Source organism: Methylobacterium currus, assembly GCF_003058325.1.
Taxonomy (GTDB): domain Bacteria; phylum Pseudomonadota; class Alphaproteobacteria; order Rhizobiales; family Beijerinckiaceae; genus Methylobacterium; species Methylobacterium currus.
The window spans coordinates 4,705,001-4,727,258 of record NZ_CP028843.1 but is presented as its reverse complement, the minus strand read 5'-3'; the positions used below and the strand labels follow the sequence as shown (position 1 = coordinate 4,727,258).

General features: G+C 71.6%; 14 protein-coding genes (1 of these 14 only partly in view). 6 read left to right on the top strand and 8 right to left on the bottom strand.

Features of this window, described 5'->3' with window-relative positions:
• The first annotated feature begins 154 nt into the window (after positions 1–154).
• Positions 155–2,365 (top strand): type I secretion system permease/ATPase, encoded by a 2,211-nt coding sequence (locus DA075_RS21870; RefSeq protein WP_099955018.1) that lies wholly within the window; start codon positions 155–157, stop codon positions 2,363–2,365.
• Positions 2,362–3,870 (top strand): HlyD family type I secretion periplasmic adaptor subunit, encoded by a 1,509-nt coding sequence (locus DA075_RS21865; RefSeq protein WP_244936276.1) that lies wholly within the window; start codon positions 2,362–2,364, stop codon positions 3,868–3,870. Before DA075_RS21870 ends, DA075_RS21865 begins: the two co-directional genes overlap by 4 nt.
• A 135-nt stretch (positions 3,871–4,005) precedes the next feature.
• On the opposite strand, the gene DA075_RS21860 is transcribed toward DA075_RS21865, so the two are convergent.
• The 4 genes from DA075_RS21860 to DA075_RS21845 all read right to left on the bottom strand — a co-directional run bounded on the left by DA075_RS21860 (position 4,006) and on the right by DA075_RS21845 (position 8,763).
• The gene (locus tag DA075_RS21860; protein ID WP_099955017.1) at positions 4,006–5,007 is read right to left on the bottom strand and encodes an SMP-30/gluconolactonase/LRE family protein; all 1,002 of its coding nucleotides are present in this window, start codon (positions 5,005–5,007) and stop codon (positions 4,006–4,008) included.
• 109 nt (positions 5,008–5,116) lie between these two features.
• Positions 5,117–6,715 carry a galactarate dehydratase gene (gene garD / locus DA075_RS21855; RefSeq protein ID WP_244936275.1) on the bottom strand — a complete coding sequence of 533 codons (1,599 nt, stop codon included), beginning with the start codon at positions 6,713–6,715 and terminating at the stop codon, positions 5,117–5,119.
• Between the two features lie 99 nt (positions 6,716–6,814).
• A complete protein-coding gene (kdgD, locus tag DA075_RS21850) occupies positions 6,815–7,771 on the bottom strand; it encodes a 5-dehydro-4-deoxyglucarate dehydratase (protein WP_099955016.1) in 957 nt (318 codons plus the stop codon).
• Positions 7,772–7,869: 98 nt separating this feature from the next.
• Positions 7,870–8,763 carry a LysR family transcriptional regulator gene (locus DA075_RS21845; protein ID WP_099955015.1) on the bottom strand — a complete coding sequence of 298 codons (894 nt, stop codon included), beginning with the start codon at positions 8,761–8,763 and terminating at the stop codon, positions 7,870–7,872.
• A 102-nt stretch (positions 8,764–8,865) separates the two neighbouring features.
• On the opposite strand from DA075_RS21845, the gene DA075_RS21840 reads away from it, so the two are divergent.
• Positions 8,866–9,819 (top strand): class I SAM-dependent methyltransferase, encoded by a 954-nt coding sequence (locus DA075_RS21840; RefSeq protein WP_099955014.1) that lies wholly within the window; start codon positions 8,866–8,868, stop codon positions 9,817–9,819.
• A gap of 295 nt (positions 9,820–10,114) precedes the next feature.
• Positions 10,115–12,388: a TonB-dependent siderophore receptor gene (locus DA075_RS21835; protein ID WP_099955013.1), complete on the top strand. Its 2,274-nt coding sequence runs from the start codon at positions 10,115–10,117 to the stop codon at positions 12,386–12,388.
• 31 nt (positions 12,389–12,419) lie between these two features.
• Here DA075_RS21835 and DA075_RS21830 read toward each other — a convergent pair whose 3' ends face one another.
• Together DA075_RS21830 and DA075_RS21825 are read right to left on the bottom strand one after the other, a co-directional pair.
• Complete coding sequence (locus DA075_RS21830; RefSeq protein WP_099955012.1) at positions 12,420–16,106, bottom strand: glycosyltransferase family protein; 3,687 nt, start codon at positions 16,104–16,106, stop codon at positions 12,420–12,422.
• A gap of 11 nt (positions 16,107–16,117) precedes the next feature.
• Complete coding sequence (locus tag DA075_RS21825) at positions 16,118–17,056, bottom strand: CgeB family protein (protein WP_232387543.1); 939 nt, start codon at positions 17,054–17,056, stop codon at positions 16,118–16,120.
• Between the two features lie 433 nt (positions 17,057–17,489).
• On the opposite strand from DA075_RS21825, the gene DA075_RS21820 reads away from it, so the two are divergent.
• Both DA075_RS21820 and DA075_RS37630 read left to right on the top strand, forming a co-directional pair.
• On the top strand, positions 17,490–20,216 hold the full coding sequence (locus DA075_RS21820) for a PAS domain-containing hybrid sensor histidine kinase/response regulator (protein ID WP_099955010.1): 2,727 nt from the start codon (positions 17,490–17,492) through the stop codon (positions 20,214–20,216).
• Between the two features lie 296 nt (positions 20,217–20,512).
• A complete protein-coding gene (locus DA075_RS37630) occupies positions 20,513–20,725 on the top strand; it encodes a cupin domain-containing protein (RefSeq protein ID WP_244936273.1) in 213 nt (70 codons plus the stop codon).
• 203 nt (positions 20,726–20,928) lie between these two features.
• Here DA075_RS37630 and DA075_RS21810 read toward each other — a convergent pair whose 3' ends face one another.
• Positions 20,929–21,795, bottom strand: coding sequence for a GNAT family N-acetyltransferase (locus tag DA075_RS21810; RefSeq protein ID WP_099955009.1), 867 nt, complete (start codon positions 21,793–21,795; stop codon positions 20,929–20,931).
• Positions 21,796–22,021: 226 nt separating this feature from the next.
• Positions 22,022–22,258, bottom strand: the final stretch of a protein-coding gene (locus DA075_RS21805; RefSeq protein ID WP_099955008.1) for a haloacid dehalogenase type II. It continues 432 nt past the right edge of the window; 237 of the gene's 669 nt are visible here — the last part of the coding sequence; its start codon lies off the right edge, out of view — the gene reads right to left on this strand; it ends in the stop codon at positions 22,022–22,024.

Below are 22,258 nucleotides of genomic sequence, written 5' to 3'. Positions count from 1 at the left end.
CGCGATGCGGGGCTTTTGGCGGAGCCTTTCCTGCCTCGGGCTGCCCCAAGCTGGTCACGAACGGTCCGATTCTCGTATACGTTGCGGCTTGGGGACGGAACGCGGCGTGAAGCCGGCGTCGGCATGGCCGCGTCGCGGAGTGGGGGAACGAGACATGGTGCAAGACGCGGCCGCACAGGCCGGCCCCGGCCACGCTGGTCCCGGAGCCGCGGATCTGCCGGCGGCACGGCCGGATTCGGGCCTCGGCGCGCTCGCCCTCGTCGCTTCGTTCCACCAGATCCCCTGCGAGCCGGCGCAGGTCCGCCACGATCTGGGCCTCGGCCAGACCGTGATGAGCGGCGTCGACATCGTGCGCGGCGCCCGCCGGCTCGGCCTCAAGGGCCGCCTGCTGCAGAACCAGAAGCCGGCCCGGCTCGACACCATCCCGCTCCCGGCGATCCTGGAGGTCGAGGACGGGCGCTTCGTCGTCCTCGGCCGCCGCTTCGAGGACGGCAAGCTCCGGATCATCGATCCGGTCGCCCGCACCGCCGAGCACGTCGAGGCCGAGGCCTTCCTGGCCCGCTGGACCGGCACCATCGTGCTCATCGCGCGCCGGGCCAATCTCCAGACGGCGCTCCACAATTTCGGCCTGACCTGGTTCGTGCCGTCGATCTGGCGCTACCGCAAGCCGCTCACCACGGTGCTGGTCGCCTCGCTCTTCATCCAGCTCTGCGCCCTCATCACCCCGATCTTCTTCCAGATCACCATCGACAAGGTGCTGGTCCATCGCGGCTACTCGACCCTGACGCTGGTCGCGGTCGGCCTCGTGGTGCTCGGCCTGTTCCACGTCGTGCTGCAATACTTGCGCGGCTACATCCTCACCCACACCGCGAGTCGCATCGACGTCGAGCTCGGCGCGCGCCTGTTCGACCACCTGATGCGCCTGCCGCTCGGCTATTTCGAGACCCGGCCCGCCGGCCAGACCGTCGCCCGCGTGCGCGAGCTGGAGACGGTGCGCAACTTCTTGACCGGACAGGCGCTCACCTCGGCGATCGACATCCCGTTCACGCTGCTCTTCCTCGCCATCCTGTACTTCTACTCGCCGCTGCTGGCGCTGATCGTCACCCTGTCGATCCCCTGCTACATCCTGGTGGCGGTGCTGCTGCGGCCGATCCTGCGCGACAAGACCCTGGAGCGCTTCAACCGCTCGGCCCTGTCGAGCCAGTTCCTGATCGAGTCGGTGGTCGGCATCCACACCGTCAAGGCGCTCGCCGTCGAGCCGACCCTCAAGAGCCAGTGGGAGGAGCGGCTCGCCGCCTACGTCAAGACCTCGTTCGTCGCCGGCCTCGTCGCCAGCATCGGCCAGAACGCGATCCAGTACATCTCCAAGGTCACGACCGCGCTGGTTCTGTTCTTCGGCGCCTACGCGGTGATGAACGGCGAATTGACCGTCGGCAGCCTGATCGCGTTCAACATGATCATGGGCCAGGTCACGGCGCCGATCCTGCGTCTGTCGCAGCTCTGGCAGGACTTCCAGCAGGTCAAGGTGTCGCTCGAGCGCCTCGGCGACGTGCTCAACTGCCCGCCGGAAACCCGCGCGCTGGCCCAGGCCCATCTGCCGCCGGCCAAGGGCCAGGTCACGGTGCGGGGCGTGTCGTTCCGCTACCAGCCCGGAACGCCGGAGGTGCTGAAGGATGTCAGCCTCGACATCCCCGCCGGTCAGGTCATCGGCATCGTCGGCCCCTCGGGCTCGGGCAAATCGACCTTCACCAAGCTCCTGCAGCGCCTCTACGTGCCCGAGAAGGGCCAGGTGCTGGTCGACGGCGTCGACATCGCCCAGGTCGACCCGGCCTGGCTGCGGCGCCAGATCGGCGTCGTGCTCCAGGAAAACCTCCTGTTCAACAAGACGGTGTTCGAGAACATCGCGCTCGCCAATCCGGGCCTGTCGCGGGCGCAGGTCATGCAGGTGGCGCGGCTGGCCGGCGCCGACGAGTTCATCAGCCGGCTGCCGCTCGGCTACGACACCCCGATCGAGGAGCGCGGCGCCAACCTCTCGGGCGGGCAGCGCCAGCGGCTCGCCATCGCGCGGGCGCTCGCCACCAACCCGCGCATCCTGATCCTGGACGAGGCGACCTCGGCCCTCGACTACGAGAGCGAGCGGATCATTCAGGAGAACATGAAGCACATCGTGCGCGGCCGCACCGTCATCATCATCGCGCACCGGCTGGCGGCGGTGCGGATCTGCGACCGCATCATCGCGCTTCAGGAGGGGCGCATCGTCGAGGACGGCACCCACCGCGAGCTGGTCGAGCGGCCGGCCTCGCTCTACGGCCGCCTCTGGCGCCTGCAATCCGACCACGGTTCAGCCCAGGGAGAGGCCGCGTGAGCGCGAACCCGCAACCCACCTCCCTGCCGGTGCCGCGGCGCACGCCCCCGCCGCCGGCCCGCTTCAGCCCGCGCGGTCTCTCCGAGCGGGTGCGGCGCCTCGCCGACGACCGCTCCGACCAGGAATTCCTGCCGGCCCATCTCGAGATCCTCGACACCCCGCCCTCGCCCTACGCGGTGGTGTTCACCTGGGTGATGTGCCTGATGTTCGGGGCGGCGCTCGTCTGGAGCATCTTCGCCCAGATCGACATCCACGCCGTCGCGACCGCGCGCATCCAGCCCTCCGGGCGCTCGAAGGTCGTGCAGCCCTTCGACACCGGCAAGGTCCAGACCATCGCGGTCGAGAACGGCAGCCGGGTCCAGGCCGGCGACGTGCTCCTGACCCTGGAGCCGACCGAGGCCGAGGCCGACCTGTCCTCGCGCCAGGGCGACCTCGCCGCGCTAGAGGCCCAGATCGCACGCCGCCGCGCCACGATCGAGGCGGTGGAGAAGAACCAGTCCGCCGCCAGGGTCGACTTCCCGGGCGCGGTGCCGCCGGCGATCCGCGCCCGCGAGGAGGGCGCGATGCTGGCCGAGATCGGCCAGTACGTCACCACCCGCGAGGCGTTCGAGGCGCAGCTCGCCGAGAAGGTCGCGACGCAGGAGCGCTTCAGCGCCAGCATCGCCGCCCGCCTGCGGCTCCAGGCGGTGCTCAAGGAGCGCGCCGACATGCGCGAGACCCTGGTGGCCAAGGCTGCCGGCACCCGGGCGGCGGTGATCGACGCCGTGCAGCAGGTCGAGCAGGTCGCGGCCGATCTCGCGTATGACCGCGGACAGCTGACGGAGGCCAAGGCCGCCGCGACCTCGCTGCAGCGGCGCATCACCCAGCTCACCAGCGAGACCGTGGCGCGCCAGTATCAGGCGCTGACGGAAGCGGCCCAGAAGCGCGACGCCCTGGTGCAGGACGTGGTGAAGGCCACGCTCAAGCGCGAGCGCACCCAGCTCAAGGCGCCGATCTCCGGCACGGTGCAGCAGCTCGCCGTGACGACGCTGGGCCAGGTGGTCACCGCCGGCCAGCCGCTGATGGTGGTGGTGCCGACCGACGGGCCGATCGAGGTCGAGGCCCAGGTCCAGAACAAGGATATCGGCTTCGTCCTGCCCGATCAGGAGGCGGTGGTGAAGATCGACGCCTTCCCGTTCACCCGCTACGGCTCGATCGACGGCAAGGTGGTGCGGGTGTCGCGCGACGCGGTCGACGACCGCGAGGCAGGCGGCGGCAGCGACGCCCTGTCGGTGGCGCGCAGCCAGGGCGTGAACCCGGTGACCGGGATGCCGAAGACCCAGAACCTGATCTTCCCGGTGACGGTGGCTCTCGCCAGGACCACCATCATGGCCGACGGCAAGGAGGTGGCGCTCACCCCCGGCATGACCGCGACGGTGGAGATCCGCACCGGCCGCCGCCGGGTGATCGACTACCTGCTCTCGCCGGTGCGCGAGACCACCGCGACGGCGGGGCACGAGCGGTGAGGCGATGGTGAGCGCGGGCGGGTAAGCCGCCGCGACGGAGAGGAATGCCCTCCATCGTCATCCCCGGCTCCGCTTTCGCCGCCTCGGAATGACGCGGAGGGTTATGGATCCGGCTGGAGCCGGTCCAACAGACGGTCAGCCCAGATCCGCCCCCTGCGTGTTGACGTAGAGCGCGTAGAGCGAGCGGGTCGAGGCCATCAGCAGGCGGTTGCGGTCGTGGCCGCCGAAGCAGAGATTGGCGCAGCGCTCCGGCAGGCGGATGCGGCCGATCATCTTCGCCTCGGGCGACAGCACCACGACGCCGTCCTCGGCCTCGCCCATGCCCCAGCCGCACCAGAGATTCCCGTCGCGGTCGGCCCGGAAGCCGTCGGCGGTGCCCTTGCCGCAATCGAAGAACACCCGGCCCTCGCCGGAGAGGCCCGTGCCGTCGGGCGTCACGTCGTAGGCGCGGATCAGGCGGTTCGGCTCGGCCCGCGCCTCGATCACGTAGAGGATGCGCTCGTCGGGAGAGAAGCACAGCCCGTTCGGACCTTTCAGGCCGCGGGCGACCGCCTGGACGGCTCCGCTGGCCGGATCGATCCGGTAGATCGTGCCGGGCAGCTCGGGCGCGGCCATGGCTTCGAGCGGGTTCGGGCCGAAGGCCGGATCGGTGAACCAGACCGAGCCGTCGGAGCAGCAGACGACGTCGTTCGGCGAGTTGAGCGGCTTGCCCTCGAACCGGTCGGCCAGGACCGTGATGCGGCCGTCATGCTCGGTGCGGGTCACCCGCCGGGTGCGGTGCTCGCAGGTGAGGAGCCGGCCCTGGCGGTCGCGGGCATTGCCGTTGGCGTAATCGGCGGGGCGGCGGAAGACCGTGACCGCGCCGGTCTCCTCGTCCCATTTCAGGATGCGGTCGTTCGAGACGTCGCTGAACAGCAGCATCCGCATGTCGCCGAACCAGACCGGTCCTTCCGCCCAGCGGAAGCCGGTGGCCAGGCGCTCGATGCTGGCCAAGCCGATGCGGTACTTGGCGAAGCGCGGGTCGAGAACCTCCACGGCCGGATCGGGCAGCCTTTGCGCCGGCTCCCAGGCCCGCGCCGCGCTCGCCACGACCGTGGCGGCGCCCGCCGCCAGAAAGGCCCTGCGGTCGACACTCATGCTGTCCTCCCCTGTGGCGGCGCTTCAAGCGCTCGCCGTAAGTTTTTGATTTTGGAACGATTTCGATGACGATGCGCCCGGAGCTGTGGCCCGGGCGCGTCCCGGATCGTCAGGTGATCGGCGCCGGGTTGAACAGCGTCAGGTCGTTGTACAGCCCCCAATGGTCCGACCACGGCTTCTTGGTGCCGCTCGCCACGTCGAGGATCAGGCGAAACAGCTCCCAGCCGGTCTCCTCGATCGTCGCCTCCCCGGTGGCAATCCTACCCGCGTCGAGGTCGATCAGGTCGGACCAGCGCTGCGCCAGCTCGGTCCGGGTCGCGACCTTGATCACCGGCGCCTCGGCGAGGCCATAGGGCGTGCCGCGGCCGGTCGAGAAGACCTGGAGGGTGATGCCGGAGGCGAGCTGGAGGGTGCCGCAGACGAAGTCGCTCGCCGGGGTCGCGGCGAAGATCAGGCCCTTCTGGCGCACCCGCTCGCCCGGCGCGAGCACGCCGCGGATTGCGCTGGTGCCGGACTTCGCCACCGAGCCGAGCGCCTTCTCGACGATGTTGTTGAGCCCGCCCTTCTTGTTGCCGGGAGACGGGTTGGCGCTGCGGTCGGCCCCGCCTTGAGCAAGGTAGTCGTCGTACCACGCCATCTCGCGCACGAGGGCCCGCGCCACCTCCTCGGTCTCGGCCCGGGGGGTGAGGAGGTGGATCGCGTCGCGCACCTCCGTCACTTCCGAGAACATCACCGTGGCGCCGGCCCGCACCAAAAGGTCGGCGGCGAAGCCCAGCGCCGGGTTGGCGGTGACGCCCGAGAAGGCGTCGCTGCCGCCGCATTGCAGGCCGACCACGAGGTCCGAGGCCGGGCAGGTCTCCCGCTCGCGCTTGTTCAGCACGGCGAGACGGGCTTCCGCCATCGCCATGATGCTGTCGAGCATCATCCCGAAGCCTTCGTGGCGCTCGTCCTGGAGCCGCACCACGCCGTCCTGTTGCCCGTCCGGCAGCAGCCGCTCGGAGACCAGCTTCTCGCAGCCGAGGCCGACCACCATCACCTCGCCGCCGAAATTCGGGTTCTGGGCCAGGCTCTGGAGGGTGCGGATCGGGATCACCGCCTGCGGCGCGTTGATGGCGACGCCACAGCCATAGGCGTGGGTCAGCCCGATCACGTCGTCGACGTTGGGGTAGCGCGGCAGCAGCTCTGTCTTGATCCGCCGGATCGCCACCTCGAGGGTGCCGGCGACGCATTGCACGCTGGTCGAGATCGCCAGGATGTTGCGGGTGCCGACCGAGCCGTCCGGATTGCGAAAACCCTCGAAGGTGTAGCCGTCGAGCGGCGGCAGCGGCGCCGGCACGCGGGTGGCGAGCGGCAGCGCGTCGAGGTCCGGCGCCGTCGGGGTGCGGACCCGCGATTCCTCGACCCAGGCCCCCCGCGGGACGTTCTGCAGCGCGGTGCCGATCACCTCGCCGTAGCGGCGGATCTCGGCCCCCTCTGGGATGTCCGCGAGCGCCACCTTGTGGCCCTGGGGCACGAATTCCTGGAGCACGAGGCCGTCGGGAAAGGCGGTGCCGGCCGGCAGCCCGAAGGCGTTGACCACGATCGCGACGTTGTCGGTCTCGTGGAGGCGGATGCTACGGGGTGGGTCACCCCGCTTCGCGGGGCCCGTCTCGGGGCCAAGTCTCTCGGTCGCCCCATGGCCCTCGGTCGTCCGCGGCTCGTCCAGCATCGGCTCCCTCCCGGTATGGCCGGCGTCGTCGAGCGCCGGTTCTCGAACGGAAACGACGGTGCCGCCCTCACGGACGACACCGCCTGCACGTCTTTGAGCTTACTCCGCGGCCAGAGCCTGGGCCGGGCTGATCCGGACCGGGCTGATCCGGGCGACGAGGGCCTGGAGCTCCGCCTGCTCGGCGGTGGTGAGGTCGGTGAGCGGGTGGCGCACCGGGCCGGAATCGCGCCCGACCGCCCGCATGCCGGCCTTGATGATCGAGACGGCGTAGCCCTTGCGGCGGTTGCGGATCTCGATGAGGGGCAGGATGAAGTCGCGCAGGCCCTGCGCCACGGCGTCCCGGTCGCGCCGGCGCACGGCGGCGTAGAAGTCGAGAGCGAAGCCCGGCACGAAGTTGAAAACCGCCGAGGAATAGGTGGTCACGCCCATCTCGAGATAGGGCAGGGCGAAGGTCTCGGCGGTGGGCAGGCCGCCGATATAGGTCAGCCGGTCGCCGAGCCGCGAATAGATCCGGGTCATCAGCTCGATGTCGCCGATGCCGTCCTTGTAGCCGACGAGGTTCGGTAAGCGGTCGCAGAGCCGCGCCAGGGCGTCGGGGCCGATCACCGCGTTGTCGCGGTTGTAGACGATCACGCCGAGACCGGTCGCGCGGCACACAGCCTCGATATGGGCCGAGAGGCCGTCCTGCTCGGAGCCGACGAGGTAGGGCGGCAGCAGGAGCAGGCCGTCGGCACCGGCCTTCTCGGCGGCTTGCGCCATCTCGCAGGCGATGGCGGTGCCGTAGCCGGCGCCGGCCAGCACCGGCACGCGGCCGTTGGTCTCGGCCACCGCGACGCCGACCACGCGGGCGACCTCGGCCGGGGTGAGGGAGAAGAACTCGCCGGTGCCGCCCGCCGCGAACAGGCCGGCGACGTCGTAGCCGCACAGCCAGTCGAGGTTGCTGCGGTACTGCGCCTCGTCGATGGCGAAATCGGCGGTGAAGGGAGTCACCGGGAAGGAGAGCAGGCCGGCGCCGAGGCGCTGGGCGACGTCGACGGGCGAGAGCGCGGTGGCCATCGGGGGTGTTTCCTCATCAAAAGGCTCGGGGGCTGTCCCCGCTGGTCCCGAGGTCTAGACCCCTGCATCATGCCCTTCCAGCACCATGTCGGCATGGTTCAATCCAATTCCGGCATCGATGCCGCGAGTTCGGCCAGGACCGGGATCAGCGGGTTGTCGTTGCCGCGGCGCCAGACCAGGAACAGCTCCACCGGCCGGCGGGGCGCCGGGATCAGGGGGCGGAGCGTCACGCCGGCGACCCGGAGCGAGGCCGCCGATTCCGGCACCAAGGCGAGGCCGAGGCCGGAGCGCACCAGCGACAGGATGGTGTGGATCTGCGCCAGGTGCTGGACCGCCCGGGGGGCGAGATCGGATTCGGCGAAGTAGTCGCCGACGAGGTCATGAAAGTAGCGCGCCTCGTCGGGGGCGTAGGCGATCAGCGGCTCGGCCGCGACGGCCTGCGCCGTCACGCCACGGCCCGCCGCCAGGGGGTGATCGTCGGGAAGCGCCGCCACCAGGGTCTCGCGGGCGATGCGCAACGAGCCGTCGGCCGCCGGCGGCAGGGGCGGGCGCATCAGGCCGAGATCGATGCCTTGCGCGCCCAAGGCCTCGGCCTGGGCGGCGCTGACCATCTCCTTCAGGTGGATGTCGGCCTCCGGCAGGCGGAGGCGCGCCGCCCGCACGAGGTCGGGCAGCGTGCGGTAGGCGGCCGCCGCCGTGAAGCCGAGGGTGACGCTGCCGGCCTGGCCCGCCGCCACCCGGCGGGCCGTCGCCGCCGCCTCGTCCGACAGGCGCAGGATCCGGCGCGCCTCGACCAGGAAGCGGCGGCCGGCGGGGGTCAGGCGCACGGCGCGGCTGGTGCGGTTGAGGAGCGCCACGTCGAGGACGCGCTCCAGCACCTGGATCTGCCGGCTCACCGGCGGCTGGGTCAGGTGCAGCCGCTCGGCGGCGCGGCCGAAATGCAGCTCCTCGGCCACCGCTACGAAGCAGCGCAGTTGGCTCAGCTCGAACATTCAGGGTACTCCGCGCCGGCGGGATGAAAACCGGACGCTTGCACGTTTCCAATCCTGGGCTCGGGCGATTCTCCGGCCGTGATCCGCGAGAAAAGGTTGCCGATGTCCTCGCCGCTCCACCTCGTCCGGCACGCCGTCCCGTTCGCCGCCTACCCGTACCGGGGCGAGGGGATGGCGTGCAATCTCTGCGGCGGCACCGAGACCCTGACCGTGGCCGAGACCGACCGGCGGCTGAAGCGGCTGCGCTCCGTCGCCTGCACGGAATGCGGGCTGATCCGCACCGACCCGATGCCGACCGCCGCCGAGCTCGACGCCTATTACGCCTCGGCCTATCGCGCCGCCTACCAGTTCGCCCTCGGCCGGCGCCCGCCGCGCCACCACCTCCACCGTTCGCGGCGCGAGGCGGGGTTCCGGGCCGGTCTCCTCGAGCCGGCCCTGCGGCCCGGCGCCCGGGTGCTCGATTTCGGTTCCGGCTCGGGCGAGTTCCTGGCCGCGGCGCGGGAGCGGGGCTGCACCGTCACGGGCGTCGAGCCCGGACGCGCCTACGCGGCTTTCGCCCGCGCCGAGCACGGCGCCCGGGTGCTCGACCGCCTCGACGACCTGGCGTGCGAGGAGGTCTTCGACGTCGTCACGGTCCACCACGTGCTGGAGCACCTGCGCGATCCCGTCGATACCCTGGCGCGGCTCGCCGGCCGGCTCGCACCCGGGGGCGTGCTCTACGCCGCGGTGCCCAACATGGCGGCGACGGGCAAGCCGCCGCACGAGCGCTTCCACTTCGCGCATGTCCACGGCTTCGTGCGCCAGACCCTCGACCGCGCCGCCCGCCGCGCCGGGCTGGCGCCGCATCCGGATTTCCGGCGCGAGGACACGACGGTGGTGTACCGGCATGCCGGTTCGTCCGATGCGCCGATCCTCGCCGTGCCCGGCCTGGCGCAGGACCTCGCCGCCGCCCTCGCGCCGGTGCGGCCCGGCGCCTATCTCGCCTCGGGCGCCTGGCTGCGCCCGATGGTCCGCCGCAACGCGAAGGCGATCCGGGACACGTTCGCGGGGCGGTGAGACCGCTCCGGGATCGACGGGCCGGGACAGGAGCGTCCCGCTGCCCCCGGGACAGCCCGGCCGCGGGACCATGATCCTCGCCGGCACGGTCCCGACACCCATCCGCCGCGTCGTTGCGGATATGCCACGAGCACTAACATCCACCGCACAATGCAGGATTCCGCCTTCGCAGGCCGACCGGGCATGATAGGAAAACATGAAGCGAAACAACAACTTAGTATCATTCTAAAGAACGGCGTCACCCCGGGCGGCTTGCTCTCCCAGGGCCGGTGAGCCGTTGCCCGAAGGTCCCGCCATGCCTCCCCATCCCCGCGTCTCCCGCCGCCGCGTCGCCGCTCTCGCCGGCGGCGTCTCCCTGATCGGCCTCGCCGTTGCGGCGCAGAGCGCGGCCGGGCAGGAGGCGACGCCGCCCCGGCAGGGGGCGGCGGCCGGCGGCGCGATCCAGCTCGAGACGATCGACGTCGCAGGCAATGGGGCGTCCAGCGGCGCGCCCGCCGGCGCGACGGTGGCGGCGGCCCGCCCGAAGGAGGATCCGCGCGGCCCGATCGACGGCTACGTCGCCAAGCGCACGCTGACCTCGACCAAGACCGACACCCCGCTGATCGAGACGCCGCAATCGATCACCGTGATCGGGCGCGAGCAGCTCGACGCCCTCAAGCCGCAGCAGGTGGCTGAGGCGATCAGCTACTCGGCCGGCGTCTTCGGCAACGTCTTCGGGCCGGATCCGCGGGTCGACTTCTTCCTGATCCGCGGCTTCACGGCGAACGACACCGGCCTGTACCGGGACGGGCTGCAGCTCTTCAACTACGGCTTTGCCGCCTACAAGGTCGACACGTTCGGCCTCGAGCGCATCGACGTGCTGCGCGGGCCGGCCGCGGTGCTGTTCGGCCAGGGCGGGCCCGGCGGCCTCGTCAACCTGATCAGCAAGAAGCCGCCCTTCGAGCCGCTCAACTACGTCGAGGTCGGCGGCGGCTCGTTCGGCCAGAAATACCTCGCCTTCGATTTCGGCGGCCCGGCCGACAAGGAGGGCCATTGGTTCTACCGCCTGACCGGCATCGGCCGGCAGGGCGGCACCCAGGTCGACGGGCTCGACGAGAATCGCGGCTACATCGCCCCGACCTTCACCTACAAGCCGGACGGCGCCACCACCTTCACCCTTCTGTCGAGCTTCCAGTACGACGATACCGGCCGCCTCAACGCGTTCCTGCCGTATTACGGCACGGTGCGGCCGACGGTACTCGGCCTGCGCATCCCGCAGAACTACAACGTCTCCGATCCGTTCAACAATACGTACCGGCGCAGCCAAGCCAGTGTTGGCTACGAGTTCGAGCACGTCTTCGACGACACCTGGACCTTTCGGCAAAATCTGCGCTACGCCTTCAGCGAGTCGCTCGACGACGCATTCCTGGGCGGATTGTTCGGGCTCAACGGGTTCGGCTATGCCGACGCGAACCAGACCCAGATCGCGCGCTACCGCTTCCGCGCCTCGTCCCGGGCGCGGCTGTTCAACGTCGACAACCAGGCGGTGGCCCGGTTCGACGACGGCCTGTTCAAGCACACTTTCCTGATGGGCCTCGATTACAAGAACTTCCAGCTCAACGACAACAACGCCACCGGCGGCTTCGTCGGCCCGACGGTCGCGAACTTCAACATCATCACGCCGAATTACGGCAGCCCGAGCGTCCCGGTCGCGCCGTACCTCGTCAATTACGACGTGTTCCAGCAGCTCGGCGTCTATTTCCAGGACCAGATCAAGCTCACGCCGGAGCTGACCCTGGTCGTGTCCGGCCGCGGCGACTTCACCTCGAACGAGGTGAACAACCGGCTCGCCGATACGGTGACGCGCCAGTCGGCCAATGCCTATACGCAGCGTTACGGGCTGATCTACAACTTCGACTTCGGCCTGGCGCCTTACATCAGCTACGCGACCTTCTTCAACCCGCAGGTCGGCACCAACGCCTTCAGCCAACCGTTCCGGCCGACCACCGGCGACCAGTACGAGGCCGGCGTCAAGTACGAGATCCCGGGCGCCAACGCCTTCCTGACCCTCGCCGCCTTCGACCTGGCGCTGGCCAATACCCTGACGGCCGACCCGACCAACACCCTCAACCAGCTCCAGCTCGGCGAGACCCGCTCGCGCGGCTTCGAGGCCCAGTTGGTGGCCAACATCACCAAGGACTTCAACGTCGTCGCGTCGTTCACGAGCTACAACCTCGAGATCACCAAGGGCGATATCGGCACGATCGGCCGGACGCCGACCAATACCCCTGAGACCCTCGCCTCGGTCTTCGCCGACTACACCATCCCGACCGGCGACTGGGCCGGCTTCGGCTTCGGCGCCGGGGTGCGGTATGTCGGCCGCTCCTTCGCCGACGTGAACAACACCCTGACGGTGCCGGAGCGGGCGCTGTTCGACGCCGTGATCCATTACAGCCGCGACAACTGGCGCTTCGCCATCAATGCCGCGAACCTCGCCGACAAGCGCTTCGTCTCGTCGTGCCAGTCGGTCACCGCCTGCTTCTACGGCGAGCAGCGCCGCATCACCGCGAGCCTGAGCTACAAGTGGTGAGGCGTGAGGCGGGGAGCGTGCTCCCCGCCCGTCACCCGGCGAGCGCCTCCGCCGGGATCATCCCGAGGACGTGGCGCGGAAAGCCGGAGAGGGCGACTGCGCCGCGCTCGTAGACCTGGAACACCCGCAGGCTCCCGTCCCGGAGGGCATCGAGGGGCAGCTGGATCTCGAAGCCGGCATTCAGTGCGTCGGAGTCCCGCAGGTGCACCGCCACGTCCTGCCGGGTGACGCTCTCGGCGATCATGAACCGGCGCCGTCCCCGTGCGCCCCATCGGGCGATCCAGGCGAGCGGCCGGCCGCGCCCCGGGGCGAAGCACCAGCCGGCGACCGTGACGGGAGTGCCGAGGAGGGTCGAGGCCTCCCCGACCGTGACGGCATCGAGGTTCAGGCGGCTACGCACCGGCGGGATCCAGGCCAGGCGCAGGGCCGGCGGCGGCTCGGCCGTGACCAGGCAGGCGCGGGCGGTGGGCGCGACGAAGAGCGTGGTACCGGTCTCGTAGAGATCCGCCCCGCTCTCGTCGCCGATCAGGGCGCTGACCCGGTAAGGGCCGGGCGGGATATCGCGGACTTGCGCCTCGATGCCGATCCACGCCGTCCCGTCCTCGTCGCGCCACTGCGCCCGGGCCCAGGCCGTGCCCTCGTCGCCCGTGAGGACGAGGAAGGACGGCCCGCGCCGCGCGCCCTCCGGCACCTGCACGGCGAGACGGGTGCGGCCGCCCTGGCGCGCCACCGGCACGCCCTCGATGATCGGCAGCCCATGGCTCGCGAGGCGCGCGGGCTCCGCGCTCCGGCGCAACGCGCGCTCCGGCACCGTCAGGCCGGTCCGCCACGGCGTGACGGGGCCCGGCGCGGAAACGTCCGGGGCGGTGAAGCGCGCGACCTCGTGGGCCACCGCGACGTGGTCGGGAAAGACCTGGAGGAGGTCGACCGTATGCAGGCCCGCGGGCAGGTCCGCAATGCGGATCTGCACCGCGAAGCCGGCCTGCTCGGCCCGGCCGGTGCCGAACCGGCCGGCGAGCTCGGGGCGGCGCTCGGGGAGGGCGGTGACGTAGCGCGTGGCGACGCCTGAGCGCAGCCGCAGCCAGGTCTGGGTGGGCCGGCCGGCCTCCGGGCGCCAGATCCAGCCGCGCAGCGAGAGGCTGTCGCAGGCCGCGCAGGCGCCGATCCGGCCGGGCAGCCGCTGCCCGTCGACGACGAGGTCGGCGATCTCCCAGGACAGGCCGGGGTCGCTCGGCGCCAGCACCCGCTCGGGCAGGCCGGCGACCGCCAGCGGCAGGGCGTCGGTGACGGCGCTGGTCTCCTCCGCCCCGTCCCAGACGATCGCCGGGTCGGTCCAGTCCGGATGGTTGAGGCGAAAGCCGAGGTCGAGGGCCGAAAGGGTGAAGGGCGCGGGCGCCTCGTCCGGCGCGGCGTGCGGGGCGGGCCGCGCCGCGATCAGCTCGCGGTAGAGCGCCGCCATGCTGGTGGCGTGCCCGACCATGCCGGGTAAGGTCTTCCTCGCGATCGCGGCGCGCAAGGCGGCGACGAGGGCGGGATCGTGCCTCAGGCGCCGCAGGGCCTGGCGGACGGCGCCGGACTCGCCGGGCGGAACCTTCAGGCCGTCGACGCCGTCGGTGACCCGCTCGCCCGGCGCACCGAGATCGGTGACGATCGGAATCAGGCCGGCCCGCCACGCCTCGGTCAGCGAGATCATGTAGGTCTCGGGCCACAGCGAGAGGTGGAGCGACACGTCGCAGCCGGCGAGCAGGGCCGGCACCTCCTCGCGGGTGTAGCCGCCGCGCAGCGTCAGCCGCTCCCCCGCCTGGGCCTCGAAGGCGGCGACGAGGTAGCTCGCGACGTAGCCGAGCACCTCGAAGACGTAGCCCTCGCCCTGCGTGATGCGCACGAGTTCGAGCAGCGTCCGGGCGCCCTTGTGGTCGACGACGTTGCCGAGCACCGCGACCCGCATCGGGACGCGCGGGCCGGGTGCGCTTGTCGCGGGAGCGACGGGCCCCGGCGGCGACGGCAGGCGGGCCGGTTCCGCATCCACCATCTCGATGACCGCGACCCGGGCGGTCACCTCGGGGTAGAAGGCCCGGACGTAGTCGGCGGTGGCCGGCGTGCTGGTCACGAGGGCGTCGATGCTGCCGAGCATCCGCGCCACGAACCCGTCGCGCCGGGCCTTCGCGCCCGCGGGCAGCCCCTCGGCGGTGGCGAGGCAGCCGTCGCACTGTCCCTCGCCCCGGTTCACCACGTCGCAGAACACGCCGTGCTGGTTCATCAGGGTGTAGCGGTGGCAGATCAGGAAGAAGTCGTGCAGCTGGGCCACCACCGGCACGCCGTGGGCCCGGGCGATCGCCGGCAGGCTCAAGGGCAGGCCGAGCAGGTGGTGGACATGGACGAGGTCGATGCGGCGCTCGACCAGGATGCGCTCGACCAGGGCCTCGATCTCGGAACTCGCGAGCAGCCGTTCCGCCGGCGGGATCGGCAGCGCCTCCGAGGCCTCGCCCTCGTCGAGGCGCATCACCCAGGCATCCTCCTCGAAGGAGGGATAGAGGAACAGGGTCTCGAACCCGTCGATCGCCCCGGCGAGCTGCTCCTGATAGAACTCCACCCCCCCGCCCGGGCGCCGTCCGGCCCGGTTATGCGCGACGAAGAGCAGGCGGGGCTTGGCGGCGACCGGTGGGGCGTCCTCCGCGATGCTGCCGGACGACTCGACGGCCGGCAGGCGCGGAACGGTCCCGCGCTCCCTGACCGCCCGCACGATCACGTCGACCCGGTGGTCGTAGAGGTGCTCGCCGCGGGTGCGCGCCCGGGCCCGCTCGGCCATGGCGATGCGCCCCGCGGGATCGGCCAGCAGGGCGGCGATCGTCGGGACGGCGTCGTCTTCCGCGCAGGCGCGGATCTCGCGCCCGGCCTCGTAGTAGTCGAAGGTCTCAGGGTGCGCGCCGACCACGAGCTGCGCGCCGCCGGCCAGCGCAACCTCGAACAGCCGCGGCGGCGGCGTCGTGCCCGACGGCGTCTCGTCGGCGCCCGCGGTGAAGATCCTGGGCAGGGTCAGCACCACCCGGCTGGCATTGGCGAGCCGGGCGAAATCCTCGTTGCCGCAGCGCCAGTCGACGACCAGATCGTCGCGCACCAGCACCGCTTGCGGCAGGTAGGCATTGGCCGGCAGCGCGATCTTCACCTTCAGGCCGCGGGGAAAGGCCGACAGGATCCGGTTGAGCGTCGCGACACGGTTCGGCCAGGCCGTCCCGACGAACAGGAGGTCGTAGCGGTAGGCCGCGTCGTCCGGCCGGAGGCTAAGGTCCTGGAACAGGGTCGTGGCCGCGAGCGGCAGGTGCCGGGCGCCGGCTCCGTAGCGCGGAAGCGAGCCGCGGTCGTTGGTGAAGACGAGGTCGAAGCACCCCGAGAGCCGGGCATTCGCCGCGCTCAGGTAGGGATCCTCGGTGGTCCAGAGCGCGCTGGTGCCGGCCAGCGCGCAGAGGCGGCGCAGGAGTGCGTGGTGGCGGCTCGCGCCCCCGAGGGCGAGGACGAGGTCGAACCGCCCGCCCCTTGCCAATTCCCCCTGCGCCAGCGCCACCGCGTCGGCATGGGTCGCCCGGACCACCCGCCCGACGGCGGGGTGGCGCCGCAGGGCATCGGCGACCGCGAGGGCGATGTAGGCGTTGCTGGTCCGTGGCTCGGTGTCGAGCAGGAGCACCGAGAGAGGCGCGCAGTGGGGCAAAGCGGTTCCCATGGAACTTCCGGTCACGCGGCCATCACCGCCAGGATGGTCTCGGCCCTATGACGGTAGGTGTGGGCGTCGAGCGCCCGGGCGCGGGCACGCTCGGCCATCGCCTCGAAAACGGCGGGCTCGCGGTGGGAGCGGGCGATGGCGTCGGCGATCTCGTGGACGTCGTCGAACAGCAGGATTTCCCGACCCTCCTCGAAATAGTCCAGGATTTCGAGGCCGGCGGCGAAGCAGAGCTGCGGCACGCCGGCGAGCGCGGCCTCGAAGACCCGCGGCCCCGGCGTCGAGGCCGGCAACTGGCAGCGCCGGTTGGCGATGTCGAGGTCGCGGCCGACCGCGAGGGTGAAGCGCGCCTCGCTCGCCCGGTCGGCCATCGCGGCGGGACTCATGCGGATGTTCTCGGCGAAGGGCAGGGCGGCCGGCCAGCCCGCGCCGCGCACCTCGACCCGGAGCCCCGACAGGCTGCCTTGCGCCCGCTCCAGCAGCGCGACCCGGTTGGGGAAGGCGGCGCCGCAGAAGAACAGGTCGAGGATCCGCCCGGCCATCGGCCGCACCGGCCGGTCATGGGTCCGGCGGCAAGCGGCCAGCGGCAGGTGCGAGACCGACGGGTGCCGGTAATGGGGCACGGCCCAGCGGTCGTTGGTGAAGATGTGATCGGCTAGCGCCTCAGCCTTGGGCGCGTAATCGAACTCGTAGGGGTCGTCGTGGAGCCAGAAGGCGAGGCGGGCCCCCGCCCGCCGGGCGCTCCGCGCCAGCCCCCGCAGGGAGGCGGCATCGACCGCGACGCTGCCCAAAGCCACGACGAGGCTCGGGCGAAAGCCCGCGATGGCCTCCCCGGCGAGGTCGAGCGGGCTCGCCCGCACGGCGCTCGCGCCGAGCACGTCCGCGAAGCCGTCGCGGAGCGCGTCGCGGATCGACGCGTTGTGGTTCACCGCGTCCGGGCTCGTGCTCGCCACGAGGACCTTCGCGGGAGACGAGCCTTTCAGGAGCATGCGGACCGGTGCGGGGAGGGGGCTGACAATCAGGGGGCCGACGAGGGCGAAACGGGGATGGGGGATGCCGAACACGGAAAGCCGCCGAGATCAAGGCGTCGCATGCGGCGGAATCCGTATCGTCCCGGTCGCTCGCCCGGTCGTTCGGGGAAGACGTCGGGGAACCCGCCTCACCCTTGAGCACTCTTCCACGGGTCTGCGGCGGCGCGCCCGCCCATGATCCGCCCCCGACGATCGGCGACAGGTCGCCTCGCGCGTGATAGGATGTGAGGACCATGGTTGCCCGCACGCCTCCGCCGCGCCACCCTTCCGTATCCGGCGCCTCACGAGGCCGAGCCGGCTCAGCCCCGCCCGCCGCCCGCGGCCTTGCCCCGTCCCATGCCCCTTGCTCCCTCGCATGAGCGCCCTGCCGCCGGCCCTGGATTACCGGAGCCTCTTCGAGTCAGCGCCCCATCCCTATCTGGTCCTTGATCCGGAGGGCCACGTCGTAGCGGCGAATCAGGCCTATCGCCGGACCCGTCGCGACGACGAGGAGTGCGGCCCGGACGACCTCGTCGGCCGGCATCTCCGAGAGCTGTGCCCGGGCGAGGACGCCCCGTTGCAGGCCTCGATCGCCCGCGCGGTCGCGACCGGCCGGCCCGACACGGTGGCGGAAGGCGGCGCCTGGAGCGTCACTCACATCCCGGTGCGCGATGCCGCCGGCACGGTCGGCGTGGTGCTGCACCACAGGACCGGCCCGGCGGCCCCGCCGGCTTCCGGGGCCGTCGCCTTGCAGGGCGCCTCGTCGCAGGAAACCTTGGCCCTGCAGGAGGCGCATCAGCGGCAGGAGCAGATCTTTCAGCAGATGCCCGGCTTCGTCGCGGTGCTGCGCGGACCCGCCCACGTCTTCGAATACGTCAACGACGCCTACGTGACGATCGCCGGCGAGCGCGACTTCGTCGGCCACACCGTGCGCGAGGCCTTTCCCGAGCTGGTCGACCAGGGCTTCTACGAGCTTCTCGACACGGTCTACCGCACCGGCCGGCCCTTCGCCGCCCGTGCCATGCCGATCCTCCTCGCCGGCGACGAGGCCGAGCGCGCCATCGACCTCCTGTACCAGCCGCTGCGGGACGGGACGGGGTCGGTCACCGGCATCTTCGTCGGCGGCTACGACGTCACCGAGCAGGTCCGCTCGCAAGCGGCCCTGCGCGACAGCGAGGACCGCTACCGTACCCTGCTCGAGAGCATCGATGTCGGGTTCTGCATCCTCGAGATGAAGTTCGACGGCGCGGGCCGCGCCGTCGATTACCGGATCGCCGAGGCCAACCCGGCCTTCGCCCGCCAGACCGGGGCCGACGTCGCGGGGTTGTGGGTGAGCGAGTTCGCCCCCGATCTCGAGCGGCACTGGTTCGATACCTATGGCCGCGTCGCGCTGACCGGCGAGCCGATCCATTTCGAGAACCAGGCCGACGTATTCGGGCGCTGGTTCGACGTGCGGGCCTTGCGGGTCGGCGACCCGGCGCTGGCCAGGGTCGCGGTGTTCTTCAGCGACATCTCGGACCGCAAGCGCATGGAGGAGGCGCTGCGGGTGCTCAACGCCTCGCTGGAGGAGCAGGTCGCCCAGCGTACCGCCGAGCGCGACCAGATCTGGCAGGCCTCGACCGACCTGTTCTGCGTCGCCACCCTCGACGGGTACTTCGTCAGCCTCAACCCGGCCTGGACCGCGCTCCTCGGCTGGAGCGAGGGCGAGCTCCTGGCCCGCCCGTTCCTCGACTTCGTGCATCCGGATGACGGGCCGGCGACGGTCGCGGCGGCCGCGGACCTGGCGCGGGGCAAGCCGCTGCCGACCTTCGAGAACCGCTACCGGCACCGGGACGGCTCGCATCGCTGGCTGTCCTGGAACGCCGTGCCGCGGGACGGGCGCATCTACGCCACGGTGCGCGACGTCACGGCGCTCAAGGCGCAATCCGCCGCCCTGGCCCAGGCCGAGGAGGCGTTGCGCCAGTCGCAGAAGATGGAGGCGGTGGGCCAGCTGACCGGGGGCGTGGCGCACGACTTCAACAACCTGCTCACCATCATCCGCTCGTCGGTGGATTTCCTGCGCCGGCCCGAGCTGCCGGAGGCGCGCAAGGCGCGCTACCTCGACGCGGTCTCCGACACGGTCGACCGCGCCGCCAAGCTCACCGGCCAGCTCCTCGCCTTCGCCCGCCGCCAGGCCCTGTCGCCGGCGGTGTTCGATGTCGGCGAGAAGGTGCGGGGCGTGGCCGACATGCTCGACACGGTCACGGGCGCCCGGGTGCGGGTGGTGGTGGCGGTGCCGGACGAGCCGTGCTTCGTGCGCGCCGACCTCAGCCAGTTCGAGACGGCACTCATCAACATGGCGGTCAATGCCCGCGACGCCATGGAGGCCGAGGGCACGCTCACCCTGAGCCTGACCGGCAGCGTCCCGATGCCGCCGATCCGGGGCCATGCCGGCTCGCAGAACGCCTTCGCGGCGGTCTCGCTGACCGATACCGGGCCGGGCGTGTCGCCGGACCTGATCGGCCGCATCTTCGAGCCGTTCTTCACCACCAAGGAGGTCGGCAAGGGCACGGGCTTGGGCTTGAGCCAGGTCTTCGGCTTCGCCAAGCAATCGGGCGGCGACGTCGACGTGACGAGCCGGCCGGACGGCGGCGCCACCTTCACCCTCTATCTGCCGGAAGCCCCGGCCATCGCCGATCCCGGCGCCGGGAGCGCCACCGGCGCCTCGGCCTCGCCGATGGGCGCCGGCGAGAGCGTGCTCGTGGTCGAGGACAACATCGAGGTCGGCCGCTTCTGCACCCAGATCCTGCAGGATCTCGGCTACCGCACCACCTGGGCGACCCATGCCGAGGAGGCGCTCGACCGGCTCGGCGCCGACGGGGCCGGGTTCGACGTGGTCTTCTCCGACGTGGTGATGCCCGGCATGGGTGGCCTCGCGCTCGCCCACGAGCTGCGCCGTCGCCTGCCGCGCCTGCCGGTGGTGCTCGCCTCGGGCTATAGCCACGTGCTCGCCCAGGACGACGCCCACGGCTTCGAGCTTCTGCACAAGCCGTACTCGGCCGAGCAGCTCGGGCAGATCCTGCGCCGGGTCACCGGGCCGGGATCGGCGCGCCGGGCGCGGTGACGAGGGGAGCCGCCGATGGAGCCCGACAGCATCGTCCTTTCCGGCAACGGCGTCGTGCCGAACAACCCGGTCCTGCCGGTGCTGCACGATCGCGGCGTCGCCGCGGGAGCCGCCGATCGGGCCGCCGCCCTCGAAACCCTCTTCTCGCGCAACGGCTGGCCGGCACAATGGCGCGACGGCGTGTTCGCGTATCACCACTACCACTCGACCGCCCACGCGGTGCTGGGCGTCGCCGGGGGCCGCGCCCGTCTGATCCTCGGCGGCGAGGGCGGCCGGGAGATCACGGTTGAGGCGACGTGCTGGTGCTGCCGGTCGGCACCGGCCATTGCCGGCTGTCGGCGAGCCCGGACTTCCTGGTCGTCGGCGCCTATCCGCCAGGCCAGAGCTTCGACCTGTGCCGCGCAGCCCCGGACGCCGCCGCGCTCGCCCGGATGGCACGTCTCGGCTTTCCCGACAGCGACCCGGACGGGCCCGGCGGGCCGCTCACCCGGCTGTGGCGCCGATCCTGAGACCGATGCAGCCTCAGGCACCGCGCAGGTTCCATAAGATACCTTATGCGAATCAGAGGGTCTGGGACAGGCATCGCCTCCCGCGCGACCCCTCCCTCCACGGCGCCGCGTCCCGCAGTGATGCCGGCGCTCGCCACCCGGCTGCGGCGAGCGTGCCGAGAACGACCGTGCCGAGGACGAGGCGCCGCGCCCCGTTCCTCGATCTACCCGAGCGCCTGATTGGCGAGGGTGAAGATCCGGGCCGGTCCCGTCGCGGGCGGCTGGCCGCGGGTCATCGTCACCGAGAGGTCGACCTGGGCGAGCCCGCATGCCTGCGCGAAGGCGACGAGCGGCCCGTCGCGTTCCGGCGTATCGAGGCGCAGGAACGCGCCGGCCTGGGCGCGCACATGCGGGCTGGCGAGCGCGACGGCGGAGCCTGCATCGGCGGCGACGACCGGGCCGAGGATGTGGCCGCGGCCGAAGGGCCGGCAGACGGAGTAGCCGGCGATCCGGCCGTGCTCTTCCAGGACGACGATCCGCCCGGCCCGGCGCAGGGCGTCGAGCATCCGGCTGCGGTCGCCGCCCGACGCCTCGCGGTCCAGGGCGGCGATGGCGGGCCAGTCGACCTCCACGACGGGGCGCACCCGCTTGTCGTCGACCGTGGCAGCGGCATCCGCAATGCCCTGGTACTGCGTGTTGGTGCCGGTGACGCGAAAGCCCTCGGATTCGTAGAGCCTCCGGCCCGCCTCCGTGGCGGTGAGCCGGATGGTGCGAGGACCGGCGGCGGAGAAGAGTTCGCGCATCAGCCGCCGGCCCGTGCCCCTGGCCTGCTGCCGGGGCGAGACGATCACCATGCCGATGGTGGCGAGCCCGTCGCCGAAGGGCCACCACATCGCCGAGCCTGTCACCCGGCCCGCCTCGTCGCAGGCGACGAGGCCCTGGCCGACCGCCAGCATCAGGCGCCAGTCCTCCGCCCGATGCGGCCAGCGCACCTCGACCGAGAGACCGTGCAGAGCCGCGAGATCGGCCTCGGTCATCGGCCGGATCCTCGGTGCGGCGTCGGTCTGGGTGATCTCGGCGGGGTTCGTCATCGCGTCGGGTCTCCTGCCGTGGACTGGAAAAACGGGACAGTCATAGGCCACCCCTGTGGAGCGCCTTCAGCTCCCGATACTCGTCGATGCTGCAGGCCGAGCCCTCGTGGTGGAGGCCCGACCGCTTGACGGCCGCCGAAGGGCGCAGCCTCCATCGGGACCGTGCCGGAGGTGGTCCGGGACGCCCCCCGCCGGCCGCGGCTCGATCACGGCGCGACGACCGTCGTCACAGGCCGAGCAGGCCCGGCAGGCCGCGTATGTCCTTGATCTCGTGATAGCCGTAATAGGGGTTGGCCGGCTCGTGGCCGCGGTTGACCCACACCTTGTGGGTGATGCGCAGGTCGTGTGCGGTCATCAGGTCGTAGCGGAAGCTCGACGAGCAGTGCAGGATGTCCTCGGGGCCGCAGCCGAGCTGGTCGAGCATGTACTCGAAGGCCTGCATCCGCGGCTTGTAGGCCTGGGC

What these genes read in the sequence shown, in the direction of transcription:
- DA075_RS21835 (WP_099955013.1), top strand. Translation starts at nt 10,115, where the DNA reads ATGCCTCCCCATCCCCGCGTCTCCCGCCGCCGCGTCGCCGCTCTCGCC.
- DA075_RS21845 (WP_099955015.1), bottom strand. Translation starts at nt 8,763, where the DNA reads ATGTTCGAGCTGAGCCAACTGCGCTGCTTCGTAGCGGTGGCCGAGGAG.
- DA075_RS21870 (WP_099955018.1), top strand. Translation starts at nt 155, where the DNA reads ATGGTGCAAGACGCGGCCGCACAGGCCGGCCCCGGCCACGCTGGTCCC.
- DA075_RS21830 (WP_099955012.1), bottom strand. Translation starts at nt 16,106, where the DNA reads ATGGGAACCGCTTTGCCCCACTGCGCGCCTCTCTCGGTGCTCCTGCTC.
- DA075_RS21840 (WP_099955014.1), top strand. Translation starts at nt 8,866, where the DNA reads ATGTCCTCGCCGCTCCACCTCGTCCGGCACGCCGTCCCGTTCGCCGCC.
- DA075_RS21810 (WP_099955009.1), bottom strand. Translation starts at nt 21,795, where the DNA reads ATGACGAACCCCGCCGAGATCACCCAGACCGACGCCGCACCGAGGATC.
- DA075_RS21820 (WP_099955010.1), top strand. Translation starts at nt 17,490, where the DNA reads ATGAGCGCCCTGCCGCCGGCCCTGGATTACCGGAGCCTCTTCGAGTCA.
- DA075_RS21860 (WP_099955017.1), bottom strand. Translation starts at nt 5,007, where the DNA reads ATGAGTGTCGACCGCAGGGCCTTTCTGGCGGCGGGCGCCGCCACGGTC.
- garD (WP_244936275.1), bottom strand. Translation starts at nt 6,715, where the DNA reads ATGCTGGACGAGCCGCGGACGACCGAGGGCCATGGGGCGACCGAGAGA.
- kdgD (WP_099955016.1), bottom strand. Translation starts at nt 7,771, where the DNA reads ATGGCCACCGCGCTCTCGCCCGTCGACGTCGCCCAGCGCCTCGGCGCC.